Origin of the sequence: Ochrobactrum sp. BTU2 (assembly GCF_024539785.1) — a bacterium.
In the GTDB taxonomy this organism is placed as follows: Bacteria; Pseudomonadota; Alphaproteobacteria; order Rhizobiales; family Rhizobiaceae; genus Brucella; species Brucella anthropi.
Map to the genome: position 1 here is coordinate 14,081 of NZ_JAHWRG010000009.1, position 18,352 is coordinate 32,432.

Genomic DNA, 18,352 nt, shown 5'->3' on the forward strand with positions numbered 1-18,352 from the left:
ATTGAATTATTGGAAGTGTTCTATTCGTTTGTTTTTACACGTGTCTTTATCCCGAAACCGGTCCCATTTTCGGGAGACAGGCTCTAGAAGGTGAGGCTCAGGGCTTTCAAATCGGAGCTCAGCTTGTCCGCATCTGTAAAATGCACGGCCTGCCAGCCAGCCTGTCTGGCGCCATCCACATTGTGCATCGTGTCATCGATGAAAAGCGTTGCCGCGGGATCAAGGTCGAACGATGCAACATGATGATCGTAGATTTCGCGGTCGGGTTTCAGCATATGGATGTCGCCCGATACGGTGACGCCCCGACTTTCGGTTAGAAAGGGAAAGCGAACCTGTGCTTCGCGGAAAGTGTCTGAAGCGAAATTCGTCAGCATGGTGACGTCATTGCCATGGCCTATCAGGCCGCGCAGAATTTCGACGCTGTCCTCGTACGCATGGGGAACCATGCGGTTCCAGTTTTGCCGGAACGCACGAATATGATCGCGTTTCTCGGGATATGTATCGATCAGGAGTGCTTCTGCTTCCTGCCAGCTTCTGCCGCGATCCTGCTCGATATTCCATGCGCTGGTGCAGATGTTTTCCAGAAACCACCGCCGTTCCGAAGCATCGGGAATGACGTCGAGATAAGCAAGTTCAGGATCATAGTGGATCAGAACTCGGCCAATATCGAAGACTACATGCTTGACGGGACTGCTCAATGGTTTCTCCTCCCTCGTTTGAATGCTTCTGGTATGGCGGCGATGATCGCCTTTTTCATGACGGTGGGTAGCGCCTCATCGGAAAGCTCGTCTGGTCGGGACCACCATCCATCCGCAGACGCACTCTTGCTGACATTCTCGGAACGATAGACCGTCAATCTCAGTTCGAAATGTGTAAAAACATGCGTGATTGAACCGGAAGCGTTCCAATGTGCTGGGAACGGTGCTGCGGCGATTGTTGCATCTCCGTCGATACGCGCCGTCCAGTGGCTACCCGGAACTTCGGTCATTCCGGCAAGCAGGCCTTCACCTTTCCGCTTGCGCAGGAGAATTGAACCATCCCCCGCAATGGCGATGAATGCCGCCCCGGTACGAATTGGCTTTTCTGCCTTGGGGGCCTTCACCGGAAACTCCTCCGGATCGCGCGATTTGAGAGCCGAGCAATCATTGTTGAACGGGCAGATCGCACAGGCTGGCCGTCGTGGCGTGCATATGGTTGCACCCAGATCCATCATGGCCTGAGCAAAGTCTCCCGGTCTGTCGATAGGCGTCATTTGACCCATGAGTGCGCGGATTTCAGCTTTTGCAGCGGGCAGGGGCGTGTCAATTGTGTAGAGCCGCGAAATTACACGCTCCACATTGCCGTCGACGACGGCAGCCGCCTCGCCAAACGCGATTGCGGCGATCGCCGCCGAAGTGTAATCGCCGATGCCCGGCAGTTCCTTCAGTGCAATGGCATTGTCTGGAAACTTGCCATCGTGCTGTAGGGCCACGGCGTTGGCACATTTTTTCAAGTTACGTGCACGCGAATAATAACCGAGCCCGGCCCATGCACGCAGGATATCGTCCTCACTCGCCTTTGCCATGGCTTGAACGGTGGGCCAGCGTTCTACGAATTTCACGAAGTAGGACTTGACCGCCTCCACCGTCGTCTGCTGAAGCATAATCTCGGAGAGCCAGACGCGATAGGGATCGGGTTTGACGCCGGAGGCCTGTTCGGACGGGCTCACGCGCCACGGCAGAACGCGATGGTGCCGGTCATACCAGCGCAGGAGCTTTGTGGATTGATTGGAATTGGTAGAATTCAGCATGAGAAGGACATCGGTTAACAGTTGGGCAGCATTCTGATTAATGCCTTATTTTTAGAATTGATAGAAACAACGCTGTGCATAATAGATCCTAGCGCATAGAAGTCTCACCGTGGGCCTTCTGATGTGCTCGGTTGGAAAGAGAATAAGTGGACCATTCTGTACCTGTCTATGTCATCAATCTTGCGCGGTCACGGGATCGCTGGGACAGGCTGAAGTCCAATGCGGATGCGCTTTCGATCGATCTGAGGCGCGTGGAAGCTGTTGAGGGAAAACTTCTGTCCCCGGAAGAACTGACGGATTTCGATGATGCAGGCTTTCGTCGTTGGCATGGTAAAACTGTACTGCCCGCAGAAATTGGTTGTTATTTCAGCCATATCCAAGTGCTGGAGATAATAGCCGCAGCACCTGAATCTTTTGCGGTCATTGTGGAAGATGACGTAATTTTCACTCCTGCTTTTCAACCGTTCCTGACGTATTTGACAAAGGTGACGGGTTGGGATGCGGTTAAGCTCGTGAATCACAGGACGGCTGCCTTCCGCCCATTTCAAAAAGCCGGTGATCAGTTCTCCATAGGTCGCTGTCTGCATGGTCCGCTGGGCAGTTCAGCAGCATATGTCGTAACCAGGGAAGGTGCGTCGAAAATGCTGAAAGCGCTCCGGCCCATGCGACTGCCTTATGATGTTGCATTGGAACGCGGGTGGGCTGGTGCGTATCAGGTTTTTACGACCGACAAGCCGGTCGTTGAGTTTTCGGATATTGCGATTTCTACGATCGCTCAGGGGCGTTCTGCCTACGCCAAGAAGCGTTTACCCGTATACAAAAGGATAACTACCCTTCTGTTTCGAGCAACTGACTATGTCCGACGAATCGCCTACGCTCTTGATAAGAAGGGCTTAAGAGAGGGCAGAGATTGAGTTATTTTAAAAAGTCTTTTCTCCTGCGGCGCCGGATAGATTCCTGGGTGCTCGGGATAGCGTCGGCCGCGATGCCCATTCGCATCGGTTTTGGACCGCTGATACTTTTCGTCTTTTCATGCATTGGTATTTATCTCGCCTGCGGACGTCATGCGACGACACGTATGTTCGCAAAAAAATTCTATCTTTTCATCGTCTTATATGCTGTCTGGTCGTTAGGCTTGATCCTGTTTCGCGGCGAGCCTTTCCACGATAACCGGCAGATCGGCTATACTCTGCTGATCACCATTTTCGCTTTTGCCGGTTCCGGAATGGTGCTTATCCGTGATCCACTGCGAGCCTATGTCCTTGGCGCACGCGTTGGAACGCTGCTTGCCGTCATTATCGCGGTCTGCCTTTCTATCGTCGACGGTGGACGCATTGGCATTGGCGGCAATCAGGCCGTTTTCGCATTCGTTGCTGGGGTAGCGGCGATCTCTGCTGCGATCCCGCTGCGCAACACATCACGCTACTTGCCGAATGGTCCGCATTGGCTGGTTCTCGGGTTCGCCGCTGTTTTGACCTCTGAAACACGTGCAGTCATTGTGGTGTTGCCGATATTTGTCGCTGTGGAAATCCTCATCTTCCTGAAGCGTTTCAGCATCAGGCAACAGGGCGCGGCTTACGCAATACTGTTTGCCGCAACAGCGGCTCTGGTCGTTGTCGGCCCTGTCGGAAGCATCATTTCCAAGCGTTTTTCTGGAATGGTCGAATATTACGATACCGGGCGTGCCGCTGACTGGGAAGACAAGATCTCAGCCGATATCCGCGAAGTCATGTGGAAAAGTGCGTCTCGTGTTATTGCGACCCATCCGTTTACAGGTGTTGGCTCCTATTCGAAGATGGATTTCGTAAAGGCTGAGGCTGGCGATAAGGCTACGATGCTGAACGGCTTCCGTCACGTGCACAACACGATTCTCGATGAACTGCTGAACGATGGCATTGTTGGTCTTATCTTCATGGCCGGCGCATTTATCTCGATCTTCGTCTATCTGTGGCGGACCGCCGATAGTTGGGCGATGCGGCGAGCATTAATTTATTTCGCTGTTATCTGTGGCAGCTACGGCATGCTGCACAATCCGCTTTTGCACGAGGTGACCATCGCCTCGACCATGTTCTTCCTCGCAGCACTGAATGCGGCTGCATCGCGACGAATGATGGCTGCGCGCCGCGCAGGTCTCATCTCGTATATTTTTGGAAAGAAATCAGCCGCATGAAAGCCATTGTAACGGGCGCAGCCGGATTTATCGGGTTCCACACGGCGCAACGACTGCTGGATGAAGGCTGGCAGGTCATCGGCATAGACAATGTGAATGACTATTATCCGGTTGCCCTGAAAGAAACCCGGCTCTCCAAACTTCATATGAGGGAAGGCTTCAGGTTTGCAAAGGCGGATATTTCCGATGCGGAAGCGTTCAATGCGGCAATCGGTGCTGATCGGGATGCAGATATCATCGTGCATCTGGCAGCGCAGGCGGGTGTGCGATACTCCATTGAGAACCCCACCGTCTATATCTCCGCTAATGTGCAGGGACAGGTCACGGTCTTCGAAACAGCGCTCAGACTGGATAAGCGACCGCCTGTCGTCTATGCCAGTTCATCGTCGGTCTATGGCGCGAATGAAAAGGTGCCTTTCTCCGAAAGCGATCCTGTCGATCATCCCGTCTCGATCTATGCCGCGACAAAGCGTTCGGGCGAATTGCTGGCCTACTCCTACCGTCACGTGCACAAGCTCCACTCTGCGGGCTTGCGTTTCTTTACCGTCTACGGTCCCTACGGGCGGCCTGACATGGCGCCATGGCTGTTCACGTCCGCGATCCTCAAGGGTGAGCCGATCCGGGTGTTCAATAATGGTGAGATGCAGCGGGACTTCACCTTCGTGGACGATATCGTCAGCGGTGTAGTCGGTGCGGCACGGCGCATACTCGACAAACCGGAAGATACCGCACCTGTTTATAATCTCGGCAACAACCGGCCCGTAATGCTGAACGATTTCATTGCTGCAATCGAGAAAGCGACGGGCAAGGAAGCAATCCGTAAGCTCGAACCCATGCCAGCTGCCGACGTGCCGCGTACTTACGCCGACATCACGCTTGCTGCTGGCGATCTTGGCTTTAGCCCGAAAACGACACTCGATCAGGGGATTCCTTTGTTTGTCGAGTGGTTTCGCGGCTATAATGGAGCGCGATGAGCGAACCAGCATCCAGACGCGGCTTCAGGCCGCTAGCAGACATGGCTTCGGGTCTGGTGGACCCGATGCTGCAAAAGCGTGCCGGTATCAATCTCGCTTTGCTTCAGTCGTGGGAAGATATTGTCGGGCCTGCCATCGGTGCAACGTCGCGTCCGCTGCGCATTATCTGGCCCCGTCGTCTGCATGAGGATGATCCGTTTTCACCAGCAACGCTGATTATCGCCTGTGAAGGCTTCGCAGCCCTGCAAGTTCAGCATGAAACAGGGGAAATCATCAGCCGTATCAATGGCTTTCTCGGCTTCTCGGCAGTCGGGCGCATTCGCATCGAACAGAAGCCGCCGGTCATTCCAGCCAAGCGTCGGATAAAGAGGCTGGCGCCGCTTGGTCCAGCGGAAGAACGCCGCATCGACAAGGCCACGGACGGTATTGAAGATGACGCGCTTCGCGCAGCACTGGCGCGTCTTGGCAAGAACATTCTCGCAGAGAAGCGGACGATCGGTCGAAAAGACGGTAAGGACAGCTGAATTCGGCTTGCTGCCATAAAATTGATGCAAGCTTTCAGCAGTTTGAACTAGGTACTCCAATTGATTGTCGCAAATATGAAGACAAAAAACACAAGGTGCTGACTTTCATGTGAACGCTGCGGGTCTAGCGAAGTGCGATCTGCCGCTTTAGATTGTATGTCGAAGTCAACTATTGAAACAGGACTGGATGATTCGGATGCCTGCAGCGTTTAATCGCAGACACGTTATTTCTCTCGCCGGAGCAGCGGCTGCCGGGCTGGCGTTTGCCGGTGGTGCGAATGCGCAGCAGCGCGATCCTGAAGGCACCGTTGATGCGGCCAAGATTGCCGAACCCGGCAAGCTCAAGGATATGGTCTATGGCAAGGCTGACGCGCCGGTCACCATCGTTGAATATGCATCGCTGACCTGCCCGCATTGCGCAGATTTTACGATCAACACATTCCCGAAAATCAAGGAAAAATATATCGATACGGGCAAGGCACGGCTCATCTTTCGTGAGTTCCCGTTCGATCCGCGCGCGACTGCCGCTTTCATGCTGGCGCGCTGCGCACCGGAAGACCGTTACTTCCCCATGGTCGACGTTTTCTTCAAGCAGCAGCAGCAGTGGGCGACCGCCGAAGATGGTGAAGCAGCTCTCCTGCAAATTGCAAAACTTGCCGGTTTTACACAGGAGTCCTTCAAGGCTTGCTTGACGAACCAGCAAGTTCTCGATGATGTGAGAGCGACGATGGAGCGTGGGTCGAAGGATTTTGGTGTGAGTGCAACGCCGACTTTCTTCATTAACGGACAAAAATACGCTGGAGCGCTTTCGGTTGACGAAATGTCGGCAATCATCGACAAGCTTCTCTGATCCGGTTTTCAGATCGAAAAGCGGGCGCTCTTTTGCGTCCGCTTTTTGCGTTTTTGAGATAGAGCATTTCCAGCAAAAGTGCGAAGCGGTTTTGCGTGGGATAATGCGTACAAACAATGAGCTGGAGCGGTTCCACCACCCGGTTTTAACAGGCACCGCTCTCGCTGCAGGAGGGGCATTCTGATGCGCTTCTCCAGGCTGCGCCTTGTCGGTTTCAAATCTTTCGTCGAGCCCATGGAGTTCGTCATCGAAGGCGGGCTGACGGGCGTTGTCGGCCCGAATGGCTGCGGCAAATCCAATCTGGTCGAAGCGCTGCGCTGGGTGATGGGTGAAAACTCATACAAGAACATGCGCGCCTCCGGCATGGACGATGTGATCTTTTCCGGCTCGGCCACGCGGCCCGCGCGCAATACTGCGGAAGTCACGCTTTTTCTCGACAATTCTGACCGCACCGCGCCTGCAGCTTACAATGATGCGGACGAATTGCAGGTCTCTCGCCGCATTGAACGGGAGTCGGGATCGGTCTATCGCATCAATGGCAAGGAAGCGCGCGCCAAGGACGTGCAACTTCTCTTTGCGGACCAGTCCACCGGCGCACGTTCACCGTCGATGGTCGGGCAGGGGCGTATTGGTGAGCTTATTCAGGCAAAGCCTCAAGCCCGTCGTGCGCTTCTGGAAGAAGCGGCTGGCATTTCGGGCCTGCATACGCGCCGTCATGAGGCCGAGCTGCGCTTGCGTGCTGCTGAAACCAATCTCGAGCGTCTGGACGATGTGGTTGGCGAGTTGGGAAGTCAGATTGAAAGTCTGAAACGTCAGGCGCGTCAGGCGAACCGGTTCAAGGCACTTTCCGCAGATATTCGCCGGGCGGAAGCCGCACTTCTGCATTTGCGCTGGTCGCAGGCAAAGATGCAGGAAGGCGAGGCGCAAAGCGCCCTGGCGCAGGCAACCTCGGCTGTCGGTGACATGGCGCAAGCCCAGATGAACGCGGCGAAAGTACAGGCGGTCGGCGCACACAAACTGCCCGAACTGCGTGAAGCTGAAGCGAAAGCTGCGGCTGCATTGCAGCGTCTTTCCATTGCCAGAACGCAGCTTGATGAGGAAGGCGAACGTCTTCGTGCCCGCCGGGCAGAGTTGATAAAGCGTCTTGAGCAGCTTTCCGCCGACGTCGCGCGCGAAGAAGAAATGATGCGTGAGAACGCCGATATTCTGGCGCGTCTCGATGACGAAGAACAGGAACTGATCGCTGCCGCCGAAGAATCCGGCGAGCGCGATCAGGAACTGCATGCACTGTTTGAGGAAGCGGAAGTTCGCTTGCAGGACAGCGAGAACGCTTTGTCCCGCGTTACGGCTGAACGTGCCGAAGCTGCCGCAGAGCGTGTGCAGATCGAGCGGGCATTGAAGGAAACACGTGATCGTCGTGACCGTCTTTCTGTCCAGATGGAAGCGATCGAGCGCGACATCGCTGCTGTCGCGGAACAGATCGGTGGCCTGTTCGATCCTGCGGAAAAGCGCATCGTGGTCGACAGTTGTATGGAAGCGCTGGCATTCGCCGAGGAAATGGTTGCCACCGCGGAGGAGCTTGTTGCAAGTGCGCGCGAAGCCGAGGCCGCCAGCCGCCAGCCTTTGAGCGAAGCGCGCACGGAGCTGAACCGTATCGAAACGGAAGCGCAGACGCTGGCCCGCATTTTGAATGCCAGCGAAACGGGACAATTTCCGCCGGTGGTGGAAGAACTGCGTGTCGAGAAAGGCTATGAAGTAGCACTTGGTGCGGCACTCGGCGAAGATCTTGATGCGGCCAGCGATGAACACGCACCGGTCTACTGGGCTTACAATCCCGCAGCCAATGCCGATCCCGCTCTGCCCGACGGCGTGACACCTTTGGATCGGCTGGTAGAAGGGCCGCAGCAATTGCGCCGTAGGCTGGCACAGGTCGGCGTTGTCTCGGAAAGTGAAGGCAAGCGCCTGCAAACCATGTTGCGGCCCGGCCAGCGGCTCGTCAGCAAGACTGGTGCGCTCTGGCGCTGGGATGGTTATACAGCGAGCGCCGATGCGCCGACCCCGGCAGCCCAGCGACTGGCACAAAAAAACCGGCTGGCGGAGCTCGAACAGGAGGCGATTGCCGCGCGCAAACGTGCCGAGCAGGCTGAGCAGGATGTGCAGCGAACCGAAGCCGGCGTCCGCGAGGCGGTCGAACAGGAACGCGTCGCGCGTGATCAATGGCGTGCTAAGCAGCGCAAGCTTGATGAAGCGCGTGAGGCTCTGGCGGCTGCTGAGCGTGCAGCAGGCCAGTTGGCAACACGCCGTGCCGGTCTGGAAGACAGCAAGGCACATCTGAAAGAAAATCTCGAAGAAGCGCAGATCCGTGTCACGGAAGCCGAAGACCGGCTTGACGCAATGCCGGATATCGATGCGATTGGCGAACGCCTTGCCGCATTGAGCAGCGAAGTCATGTCGGACCGCACTGCTCTGGCCGAAGCGCGCGCTGCTTACGAAGGGCTGCGGCGCGAGGCCGATGCCCGCAAACGGCGGCTGGAAATGATTGCGTTGGAGCGCCGCAATTGGAAAACCCGCGCCGAAAATGCGGACCGTCATATAGCTGCTTTGAATGATCGCCGTGCGGAAACGGCAGATGAGGCCGAGGTGCTTGCCGAAGCGCCTGACGAAATCGAGGGTCGCCGCCGGGCACTGTTGAACGAACTTTCGCAGGCCGATGCCCTTCGAAAACAGGCTGGCGATATTCTGGCCGAGGCTGAGGCTGCACAGGCGGAACTCGACAAGACGGCGGCCCTTGCTATCCAGCAATTGGCAGCAAGTCGCGAACAGCGTGCGCGTGCCGAAGAACGTCTTGCGGCGGCGGAAGAGCGGCGCAAGGACGCCGAAGCCCGTATTGCCGAAGCTTTGAACTGCCCACCGCATGAAGCTATCCGCCAGACAGGTTTAGGGCCGGACGAAGCTTTGCCTGATCCTGACCAACTAGAACGCCAGTTGGAGCGGTTGAAGATCGATCGCGAGCGGCTCGGGGCGGTTAATCTGCGCGCCGATGAGGAACAAGAAGAACTGTCCGGACGTCTGGGCATCATCGTCTCCGAGCGTGAGGACGTGATTGAGGCGATAAAGAAACTGCGCCAGGCAATCCAGAGCCTCAACCGTGAGGGACGCGAACGCCTGCTGGCTGCGTTCGACGTGGTGAATGTGCAGTTCCAGCGTCTGTTCACGCATCTGTTTGGCGGCGGCACGGCTGAACTGCAATTGATCGAAAGCGACGATCCGCTGGAAGCCGGCTTGGAAATTCTGGCCCGCCCGCCTGGCAAGAAGCCGCAGACCATGACACTGCTTTCCGGCGGCGAGCAGGCACTGACGGCCATGGCGCTCATCTTTGCTGTGTTCCTCACCAATCCGGCACCGATCTGCGTACTCGATGAAGTGGACGCACCGCTGGATGACCATAATGTGGAGCGTTACTGCAATCTGATGGATGAAATGGCGGCTTCGACCGAAACGCGCTTCGTGGTCATCACGCATAATCCGATCACTATGGCGCGCATGAACCGTCTCTTCGGCGTGACGATGGGTGAGCAGGGCGTGAGTCAGCTTGTTTCTGTGGACTTGCAGACGGCGGAACGGCTGCGCGAAGCGGGATGACGATCATAAAATCTTCAGAGCTAACAGCATGGGCGACAATTTCGGCCGCGTAAATCACTGGATGGTGTAATGTCCTAGCGCCACTAATATCCGCCAGGCTGCCATTGCTGACGGAAACGTTGATCGGTCGCGACGGCACGGGCCGGAGACATCATCAGATCGGCAATCTGAGCTTGAATATCGGGAAACGGCTCGCGCGCAAGGGCGATATCCGTGCGGCGCGGAACGGCGTCGTCGCTGAGCTGATCTGAAGAATACCATCGAGACAAAAATTGTAAGATTGGTCTGGATGGCGCAGACGATTGACTGGGCGTTTCTGGAAAAGCACTTCGGGGAAGTTTACAAGGATGGTGGTGGCCTGCCACCCTGACGCGGCTGATGGCAGGACCTGCAATCCTCAAGCACACCTTCAACCTGTCGGATGAGGCCGTCTGCGCCCGTTACCTCGACAGTCCTTATTTCCGTGTGCCTTGAGCTGGCGTTTGTGTGTGCCGGCGCAACTGTGTTGAAGTTGGGAGTGGGCCTCCCGAAGCCGACCTGCAGGGGCCGGCTTCAAACCACTCCATGCTGCTTCGTTTCAAGAGACGTGGTGATGAGCGATGGAGAAAAGGCGGTGCGCGACGCCTTTAGGTGTGTGGCGAGAAGATGAGCGAAAGTGAACCGCTGACGACATATCGAAATGGGCTCAGACTCAGTCAAACCAGAACAAGGTTATCTTTGAGCAGGACGCAGAGGGTGGGATCGAACATCGGACCTGAACCTGGACGTCGGTCTCCTGATAGATGCACTTGCGGGTCGTCTGTCGGAAGAAAGTTCGAAAGCCCGTTTGCCAGAGTTCGCCGATGCAGTACGTGATCCGATGTGCGAGGAGGTCGCGCAGAGGAATGGACAGCCGCATGAGAGGTAGTTGTTACCCGCGGGGCGGCAATCATCTGCGCGCATCCACGCTCGATGCGGCACGAAGTTTGAGGAGACCTGTACCATGGCCAAAATTGAATATCTCATGCCCCGGGGACGGTGACTGTGGTTCAAGAGGCTTTGCTTGACCCCACGAGGCTTGAGCTCAATGCTTCTCAAGAATGATAGCTCGTCGTGGATAGTGTATTCACTTATTGGCCAACAGCCTTGCGCAGAGCCTCATTCATGCGGCTCTGCCAACCTTTGCCAGTAGCCTTGAAGCGTTGAACCACATCCTGATCGAGCCGGATCGTAACCGGTGTCTTGGGATCGTCGATACGCGGTCGGCCCCGAATGGCCTTCTCCATCTTGGCGGCCATTTCCGGGAGGGCTTCTTTGAAGGGTTTTGCCTTGGCAAGTTGTTCATCGGTGGCTTCTGGCGCATCAGGATCACTTGCGATCATCTTCTGGATTGCTGCCTCTTCTTCCTGAGTGAGAGGGCGCTTAGAGGAAAATTTGATACCCATCATAGCTTCCTTTCCTTTTGGCTTGCTGGACGCATGGAGATAACGGAGAGGCTTCCGAACCAATCGGCTTGAAGACGACGACGATAATGATCTGACCGTTGAATTCGCCGATTGCCATCAAGCGATCTGCCTTGGTAGGGAAGACCTTGGCCGACAAGAAGAATTCTAAATGCAAGTGTTGAGTTTCAATTGAGTTTGAACCAGTTTTCCATTTCGCTCTGATCCAATTGCGAGACAGATACCATTGTGTTTTCAAGAGCATGAATTCAACTGACTGGGACATGGTCAAACGGAAAACTGGTTCAATTTGAGATGAAATTCAACAGAATATTGTTACGAACCTTTTGCGTGTGCGCGCCCATGATAGTATCGATGGTTATTTAAGAGCGCTTACCTTAACTTAATGCTTATTTAAGCTAAGGGCCAATTGCTTAAATAACACTGCGCCCGCATAATTGGGCATGTCCGAATCAGATTCTAACCTTCGGCTAGGCCGCTTCGTCAAGACCCCTGTTGCGGGCGAAATCGTGCGTGCCTTCGTGCCGCCTTCACTGCCGCCCGAACCGCCGATCGACGTGCTGGCCCTTCTGGAGCGGCTAGGCCTGGCCGAACGCGCGTTGGGTCGTCTGGACGGGATCACGATGTTGCTCCCGCGTCAGGAGCTGTTCCTCTACATGTATGTAAGGAAGGAGGCCGTCCTTTCATCCCAGATCGAAGGCACACAATCGACTCTTTCGGACCTGCTCCGCTTCGAGACCGAGGCGCAGGTCGGCCAGCCGATTGACGACATCCGCGAAGTCTCGAACTACGTCGATGCGATGATGTATGGGCTGGAACGGCTGGAGGAGCTACCGCTGTCACTGCGTCTGATCCGCGAGATGCACGAACGCTTGCTACAAAGCGGACGCGGCGGGACGAAAAATCCCGGCGAGTTTCGACGGTCTCAGAACTGGATCGGCGGCTCACGTCCCGCCAACGCGCTGTTCGTACCGCCGCCGCCGACCGAGATGGACGATTGCCTCGATGCGCTTGAGCGCTTCATGCACGAGGACGGCTCCCGTCTACCCGCTCTCATAAAGGCCGGACTGCTGCATGTCCAATTTGAGACCATCCACCCGTTCCTTGATGGCAATGGCAGGATCGGCCGCTTGCTGGTGACGTTGTATCTCTGCGTCAACGGTGTGCTGCGCAAGCCACTCCTCTATTTGAGCCTGTACCTGAAAACGCATCGCGCCGACTATTACCGCCTTCTTCAAGAGGTGCGCGAGCACGGGGCGTGGGAAGCCTGGCTCGATTTCTTCCTTACCGGAGTTGCGGAAACGGCCAATCAGGCGTTCGAGGCCGCTACCCGTATTGTTGATCTGTTCAAGGAAGACCGCGAGCGGATTACGACAGAGAGCGACCGGGCAGGCTCCGCACTGCGTATCCACGATTTGTTCCAGCAGAACCCGTTCCTGACGGCCAACCAGCTCGTCCAACAAACAGGGCTTTCGGCTCCGACCGTGAATGCGGCACTCGCCGATCTGGAACGGTTTGGCATCGTTGAGGAAATCACCGGGCGCAAACGGGGGCGCGTGTTCAGTTACCGGCGATATCTCGCCATCTTGAGCGAGGGAACCGACCCGCTCCCCATGACGGCTTAAAAGGGGAGTCCGTGCCGATAAAAACTACATCCGCCGCACAATTCGCGACCGCCTTCACTTGGCGTTTTCCTTGGACTGGTATTCGTCAAACAGTGCCATGATCTGTCGCATCATGACATGCATGGGGTCATCACCCATTTCCTGTGTGATCGAAACCAGCTGAGCCGGGAGGAAATCCGGCAGGCAACAGGGTATGGTCTTGAGGACGTCGCTGCGGTGATGCGTGCGCTCGCCACCATTGCCGAAGGCGTCGATATTTCGTTTCGCACGCGGCCCATGCTGTCGGATGTCGCGGACGAAATGGTGCTGGAAGCTGCATTGAACGGGCAGGCGGAGGCCATCGTGACGCACAATGTCAAGGATTTCCGTCCGGCACTTGGACTGGGTATGACCGTGATAACACCGGGAGAGATCGTCAGGAGACTGAACACATGACGCAGACCCAACGCTATAAATATCCGCTGCAACTTCCGCAATCCTTGAAGGAGACCGCCGCGCGTCTGGCGCAGGAGGATGGTGTGTCGCTCAATCAGTGGATCATTTCCGCCGTCGCACAGAAGATCGGGGCCGTGGAGACGGCCAGCGAATTCCTCAAGGCACGTGCGGGTACGACGAAACGCGGTGCTCTGACAGGCTTTCTGGACAAAGCGCCGGATGTTATGCCCGTGCCGGAAGACAAGATGTGATGCAATGATGTGCTGGCAGGCATCTACGGTGAAAGCCTTTTTTGCTTGCTTGAGGGGGCCGGAACGAAGCCGCCCCTCAAGGCCGAGCCGCTTACCGCGGTGGCGCGTTCCGCGTCAGCCTTGACCGGCCGGCTCCGTCCCGGCGAGGGCTTGTGAGGCAGGAAGGCGGGCCTGCGCTGACAGGCAGCGCCAGCCGCGACGAGCCATGCAGACGCAGTGCATTGCCGAGTGAAGGGGAACCGATTCATGACCCGTGCCGCCCTCTATGCCCGCTATTCGTCCGACAATCAGCGGAAGCCTGCGCTCCCGCTTCGGTCGCGTGCTGCTCTTCGACCCGACCAATACGAAGTCGGCGGCCTATAATCCACTGCTCGAGGTGCGGAAAGGCGAATGGGAAGCCAGGGATGTGCAGAACGTTGCCGATGTGCTGGTGGATCCCGAAGGCTCGCTGGAGAAGCGGGAATCACTGGGAGAAGACATACCACTCGCTGCTGGTCGGCGCGATCCTGCACGTCCTCTATGCCGAAAAGGACAAGACGCTCGCCGGCGTTGCCGCCTTCCTCTCTGATCCGCGCCGGCCGATCGAGTCGGCGCTATCCGCCATGATGACCACCCCGTACGTCGGCGAGAAAGGCCCGCATCCCGTCATTGCCAGCGCCGCCCGCGAACTGCTCAATAAATCCGATAACGAACGCTCCGGCGTGCTCTCCACTGCGATGAGCTTCCTCGCTAATCTCCTTATACAGGGTCAAGCGCCCTAAATTGACATCCAGGCTGGAACCTATCCGCCTCTCCCAACAATATAGAAATCATCGGGCGCTTGCGCCGCTCACAAAGCATTCATGCCATCTCCTTTCAATCCGGTCGAACCGAACGGGGCCGCTATTCAGCGGCCTCCCGGATCGTCCCGACGATCCATTCATTCAGGCTCTTGCCCGATGCTGCTGCGGCAATGACTGCGGCGGCATGGTCGTCAGGCGTGAGGCGGACATTGAACTTGCCAGAGAACTTCCGACGCGGCTCGATGCCCTTCTCCCGGCACATTTCGAGATACACGGCCAGCGACTTGCGGCCTTCCTCAATCAGATCGTGGACGCTCTCGGCATAGAAGTCGGCCCCACCATTCAGGCCGACAAACTCGCCGCGCAGCATCTGAATCTCGGGATCGAAAGCGATGACTGCCTTCTCACCATTGATTTCAACGACATTGTTCATGGCTTTACTCCGTGTTCGTCCAGCCATTTACGGATGCTGGCAACCGCACCTTTGTCCGTATCCGGTGACGGATGCGGGCGATGAAAGACGCGCACTTCGCCGAACAGGAACACGCCGACGCGCGAACCTTCCCGCTCGCTGACTTCCGCCCCGAGAACTACAAACAGCGCCTCTATGTCCGCCCAGCGGATCGAACCGTTGACTGGGCGGGCGAAGATCAGTTCCAGCGTGGCTCTGTGACGCTTTTTCATGGAGTATCCAGTATCATTTTTTAGTACCGTTTTCAAGCTCGATTTTGGCTCCCGAATCGGGCGATCCAGCGTCGGGGCCGAACATTTCATCGAACAGGTCGCCGAACCATCGCTCGAACACCTCGATCTCGGTTTCCGTGACCGGAACGGGATCGGGCCAGTCGTCGGTCACGGTCCATGTGGTGAGGGCGTGTTTCGGCGGCCTGCCGGAGAATGGCCACGGGTAAATGTGACGGCTTGCCAAAACCTGATGCAAAATCTTCCAACCGCGCCTCCAATCAAAGCGCATAGATTCCACCGTTCGCACAATGGCTAAAGCTTATCTGACTTCGCTGCTCTGCAACTGTTGTGAACTGATGTGAAAAAGATTTTCAAATTGAAATATTTCTGATAACAATATTTTCATAAAGATAAAAACAAACGGGAACCACGTGAATCTGTCAACTTTGATCGGGTCGTGCCGGGGTAGTCTGACCTCAAACCAGCAGAAGATCGCAGATTTTGTGCTCGCCAATCCATTCGCGGTCGCGACAATGGGTATTGAGGAGCTTGCACAGGCAACCTCTACCTCGTCGGCAACGATTACCCGTTTTGTGCGGGCGCTCGGATTGGGGAGCTTTACAGATTTCAGAGGGCTCGCGGTGCAAGGCTATCAGTCATTGCTGCGCCCCGTGGAAAATGTCGACCGCGCCCGTCACATCCCGCCCGGAAAAATTGCGGAGGACTCCTTCCAAAGTGCGGCGGAAAGCCTGCGGCAGGTTATGAGTGAAGCCGGGAATACCGCATGGGAGGGCGTTGCCGCCCAGATGATGCACGCGCCGCGTGTTGCCTTTCTCGGTTTTGGCGTCAGTGCGAACATGCTGCAATATCTCGCTGATAAATCGATCCTTTCTACCCAGTCGCAGATCATGCTGAACGGGGCAGGCGGGCTTGAACGTGTTGCCCAGAAAGTGCTTCGGCTGGGGCCTGGAGATCTTGTGATAGCGATGGCCTTGCCACGCTATTCACAGGCAACCGTTGATTTTCTGAAACTCGCGAGGGGCAGGGGAGCCTATTGCATTGCCGTAACCGATGGCCCTGCCTCGCCGCTGTGCCCACACAGTCATGAACAGATTTTTGTGCCTGCGAGCCACCCCGTTTTGCACAGTTCGACGATTGGGGCACTCGCTGCCTTCGAAGCGATTATTGCCGTGCTGACGGCACATCATCAGAGCGTCTCGGATGCCGTCTCCGTAACGCGCTCTCTCATGCCCTATCTTTATGCGGAGGATGAAGATCTGCCGCAGTCCAAATCGAGGACCACGGATGTCAGTGAAACCGAATAAGCCGGTAGAAGCACCGATCGTACGCGTTGAAAATGTCAGTGTTGATTTCAAGGGCGATGATGGCACGTTTCGTGCGGTCAGGAATTTGTCGTTCGAGATCCGACCGGGTGAAACGCTGGCAGTTGTGGGCGAATCCGGATCCGGTAAATCTGTCACCTCTCTTGCGATCATGCGCCTTGTGGAATTCGGTGGCGGCAAGATTACGGAAGGCGCTATCGAATTTACCAACCGCGATGGAGTTACACACGACCTTACCAGATTCGCGCTTGATGAGATGGAAGGTATTCGCGGCAACGATATCGCGATGATTTTCCAGGAGCCGATGACCTCTCTCAACCCGGTTTTTACTGTTGGCGAGCAGATTGCCGAAGCGGTGCGTTTGCATCAGAAATGTTCTTCTGCTGAAGCACGGGCTGAAGCACTGCGCATGTTGGAAAAGGTCCGTATTCCCGATGCCAGGCGCATACTTGACCGTCATCCGCACCAGTTGTCGGGTGGCATGCGTCAGCGTGTCATGATTGCCATGGCTCTTTCTTGCCGGCCGCGCCTGCTGATTGCCGATGAGCCTACCACGGCTCTGGACGTCACCATTCAGGCGCAGATTCTGCGTCTCATCCGCTTGCTGCAGGAAGAGATGGGCATGGCCGTACTCTTCATCACTCACGATATGGGCGTTGTGGCGGAAGTCGCAGACAAGGTACTTGTTATGCGTAGCGGCGAGAAAGTGGAAGAAGGCACAGTAGAAACCATTTTTGCTGCACCGCAACACTCTTATACCCGCGCGTTGCTTGCCGCAGTGCCACGTCTTGGAGCCCTTAACGGTGAAAACCTTCCGCGTCGTTTTCCTCTATTGAAAGCAGATGACAGCGGCTCGGACAGTTTTGCCGAGTATCCTCCGCAAGACACGATCAAATCACCTGACCCGGTATTGCAGGTGCGTGATCTGGTGACACGGTTCGATATCAGGAACGGGCTCTTCTCGAAACTCACTGGTCGCGTGCATGCTGTGGAACAGGTCAGTTTCAGTTTGCACCAGGGTGAAACACTGGCGCTGGTCGGTGAATCGGGTTGTGGCAAGTCAACGACCGGACGCACAATTATGATGCTTCAGGAAGCCACTTCTGGAGCGGTCCTCTACAATGGCAAGGATATTTTCAAACTTGGAAGAGCGGAAAAGCAATCCATTCGCCGCAAGATCCAATACGTCTTTCAGGACCCGTTCGCATCCCTCGATCCGCGCCTGACTGTAGGCTTTTCAATTGCGGAACCGTTAATCACCCACGGACTCGCAAAAGGGGCGGAAATTCACGAGCGTGTAGTGGAATTGCTTCGGGATGTAGGTCTGCGGCCAGAACATGCACATCGTTATCCACATCAGTTCTCGGGCGGGCAACGTCAGCGCATCTGTATAGCGCGTGCTCTTGCGGGAGACCCCGATATTCTCATTACCGACGAGGCGGTTGCCGCGCTTGATGTCTCCATTCAGGCTCAGGTCATTAATCTGATGATGGAACTGCAGGAAAAACGCGGACTTTCCTACATATTCATCAGTCACGACATGGCGGTTGTTGAGCGGATATCCCATCGTGTGGCGGTGATGTATCTCGGGCAGATCGTTGAAATTGGTCCGCGGCGCCAGATTTTCGAGAATCCACAACATCCCTATACGCGACGGCTTCTCTCTGCGGTTCCAATTGCCGATCCCCAGCGACGTGAGCGCAGTCGCCCGCTTATCGAGGGGGAAATCCCAAGCCCGGTGCGTTCACCGGACGACATGCCGCTCGTCAGCTCTCTTATCGAGGTGGAGCCTGGCCATTTCGTAGCACGCCATCCCATCGGCGATTTTCATTGATCTTAGG

The 18,352-nt window shown here is 56.1% G+C and carries 18 protein-coding genes and 3 pseudogenes; 14 read left to right on the plus strand and 7 right to left on the minus strand.

Translation table 11 applies throughout. The annotated features are described in order from the left end of the window. Window positions 1–83: 83 nt before the first annotated feature. Together KWJ32_RS21295 and mutY are read right to left on the minus strand one after the other, a co-directional pair. Window positions 84–698, minus strand: coding sequence for an HAD family phosphatase (locus KWJ32_RS21295; protein WP_012090867.1), 615 nt, complete (start codon window positions 696–698; stop codon window positions 84–86). Continuing rightward, the gene (gene mutY / locus KWJ32_RS21300) at window positions 695–1,789 is read right to left on the minus strand and encodes an A/G-specific adenine glycosylase (RefSeq protein ID WP_012090868.1); all 1,095 of its coding nucleotides are present in this window, start codon (window positions 1,787–1,789) and stop codon (window positions 695–697) included. Before mutY ends, KWJ32_RS21295 begins: the two co-directional genes overlap by 4 nt. A 146-nt stretch (window positions 1,790–1,935) precedes the next feature. Here mutY and KWJ32_RS21305 point away from each other — a divergent pair, with 146 nt between their 5' ends. The 8 genes and pseudogenes from KWJ32_RS21305 to KWJ32_RS21340 all read left to right on the plus strand — a co-directional run. Beyond that, a complete protein-coding gene (locus tag KWJ32_RS21305; RefSeq protein ID WP_012090869.1) occupies window positions 1,936–2,703 on the plus strand; it encodes a glycosyltransferase family 25 protein in 768 nt (255 codons plus the stop codon). Between the two features lie 164 nt (window positions 2,704–2,867). Next, a complete protein-coding gene (locus KWJ32_RS21310) occupies window positions 2,868–3,959 on the plus strand; it encodes an O-antigen ligase family protein (protein WP_235819927.1) in 1,092 nt (363 codons plus the stop codon). Then, window positions 3,956–4,933: an SDR family NAD(P)-dependent oxidoreductase gene (locus tag KWJ32_RS21315; protein WP_012090871.1), complete on the plus strand. Its 978-nt coding sequence runs from the start codon at window positions 3,956–3,958 to the stop codon at window positions 4,931–4,933. Before KWJ32_RS21310 ends, KWJ32_RS21315 begins: the two co-directional genes overlap by 4 nt. Further along, entirely contained in the window at window positions 4,930–5,457 is a 528-nt protein-coding gene (locus KWJ32_RS21320) for a DUF721 domain-containing protein (RefSeq protein ID WP_012090872.1), read from the plus strand. Before KWJ32_RS21315 ends, KWJ32_RS21320 begins: the two co-directional genes overlap by 4 nt. Before the next feature lie 196 nt (window positions 5,458–5,653). Then, entirely contained in the window at window positions 5,654–6,307 is a 654-nt protein-coding gene (locus KWJ32_RS21325; protein ID WP_010658427.1) for a DsbA family protein, read from the plus strand. Between the two features lie 183 nt (window positions 6,308–6,490). Further along, window positions 6,491–9,949, plus strand: coding sequence for a chromosome segregation protein SMC (gene smc, locus KWJ32_RS21330; RefSeq protein WP_094514879.1), 3,459 nt, complete (start codon window positions 6,491–6,493; stop codon window positions 9,947–9,949). Window positions 9,950–10,053: 104 nt separating this feature from the next. Beyond that, complete coding sequence (locus KWJ32_RS21335; RefSeq protein ID WP_158304318.1) at window positions 10,054–10,200, plus strand: hypothetical protein; 147 nt, start codon at window positions 10,054–10,056, stop codon at window positions 10,198–10,200. 29 nt (window positions 10,201–10,229) lie between these two features. Next, window positions 10,230–10,414, plus strand: a pseudogene (locus KWJ32_RS21340) (IS5/IS1182 family transposase); the annotation flags it as partial. 644 nt (window positions 10,415–11,058) lie between these two features. Here the strand turns inward: KWJ32_RS21340 and KWJ32_RS21345 are convergent. After that, a complete protein-coding gene (locus KWJ32_RS21345) occupies window positions 11,059–11,373 on the minus strand; it encodes a BrnA antitoxin family protein (RefSeq protein ID WP_125301902.1) in 315 nt (104 codons plus the stop codon). Beyond that, a pseudogene (locus KWJ32_RS28295) lies at window positions 11,373–11,596 on the minus strand (hypothetical protein). The gene KWJ32_RS21345 and the pseudogene KWJ32_RS28295 overlap by 1 nt, the downstream one beginning before the upstream one ends. 238 nt (window positions 11,597–11,834) lie before the next feature. Between KWJ32_RS28295 and KWJ32_RS21350 the strand changes: the two are divergent. The 4 genes and pseudogenes from KWJ32_RS21350 to KWJ32_RS21365 all read left to right on the plus strand — a co-directional run. Then, window positions 11,835–13,016, plus strand: coding sequence for a Fic family protein (locus KWJ32_RS21350; RefSeq protein ID WP_012090877.1), 1,182 nt, complete (start codon window positions 11,835–11,837; stop codon window positions 13,014–13,016). Between the two features lie 117 nt (window positions 13,017–13,133). Then, on the plus strand, window positions 13,134–13,451 hold the full coding sequence (locus tag KWJ32_RS21355; RefSeq protein ID WP_012090878.1) for a PIN domain-containing protein: 318 nt from the start codon (window positions 13,134–13,136) through the stop codon (window positions 13,449–13,451). Next, window positions 13,448–13,702, plus strand: coding sequence for a toxin-antitoxin system HicB family antitoxin (locus tag KWJ32_RS21360; RefSeq protein ID WP_125301843.1), 255 nt, complete (start codon window positions 13,448–13,450; stop codon window positions 13,700–13,702). The genes KWJ32_RS21355 and KWJ32_RS21360 overlap by 4 nt, the downstream gene beginning before the upstream one ends. A 301-nt stretch (window positions 13,703–14,003) precedes the next feature. Next, a pseudogene (locus tag KWJ32_RS21365) lies at window positions 14,004–14,430 on the plus strand (type IV secretory system conjugative DNA transfer family protein); the annotation flags it as partial. Between the two features lie 154 nt (window positions 14,431–14,584). On the opposite strand, the gene KWJ32_RS21370 reads toward KWJ32_RS21365, so the two are convergent. The 3 genes from KWJ32_RS21370 to KWJ32_RS21380 are packed head-to-tail and all read right to left on the minus strand — an operon-like array spanning window position 14,585 to window position 15,457. Then, on the minus strand, window positions 14,585–14,917 hold the full coding sequence (locus tag KWJ32_RS21370; protein ID WP_012090880.1) for a type II toxin-antitoxin system HicB family antitoxin: 333 nt from the start codon (window positions 14,915–14,917) through the stop codon (window positions 14,585–14,587). After that, window positions 14,914–15,168 (minus strand): type II toxin-antitoxin system HicA family toxin, encoded by a 255-nt coding sequence (locus tag KWJ32_RS21375; RefSeq protein WP_040129739.1) that lies wholly within the window; start codon window positions 15,166–15,168, stop codon window positions 14,914–14,916. Before KWJ32_RS21375 ends, KWJ32_RS21370 begins: the two co-directional genes overlap by 4 nt. Window positions 15,169–15,181: 13 nt before the next feature. Then, complete coding sequence (locus KWJ32_RS21380; protein ID WP_235915181.1) at window positions 15,182–15,457, minus strand: hypothetical protein; 276 nt, start codon at window positions 15,455–15,457, stop codon at window positions 15,182–15,184. A gap of 142 nt (window positions 15,458–15,599) precedes the next feature. On the opposite strand from KWJ32_RS21380, the gene KWJ32_RS21385 reads away from it, so the two are divergent. Both KWJ32_RS21385 and KWJ32_RS21390 read left to right on the plus strand, forming a co-directional pair. Then, the gene (locus KWJ32_RS21385; RefSeq protein ID WP_012090883.1) at window positions 15,600–16,493 is read left to right on the plus strand and encodes a MurR/RpiR family transcriptional regulator; all 894 of its coding nucleotides are present in this window, start codon (window positions 15,600–15,602) and stop codon (window positions 16,491–16,493) included. Further along, window positions 16,474–18,345: a dipeptide ABC transporter ATP-binding protein gene (locus KWJ32_RS21390; protein WP_051917513.1), complete on the plus strand. Its 1,872-nt coding sequence runs from the start codon at window positions 16,474–16,476 to the stop codon at window positions 18,343–18,345. The genes KWJ32_RS21385 and KWJ32_RS21390 overlap by 20 nt, the downstream gene beginning before the upstream one ends. Window positions 18,346–18,352: the final 7 nt, after the last annotated feature.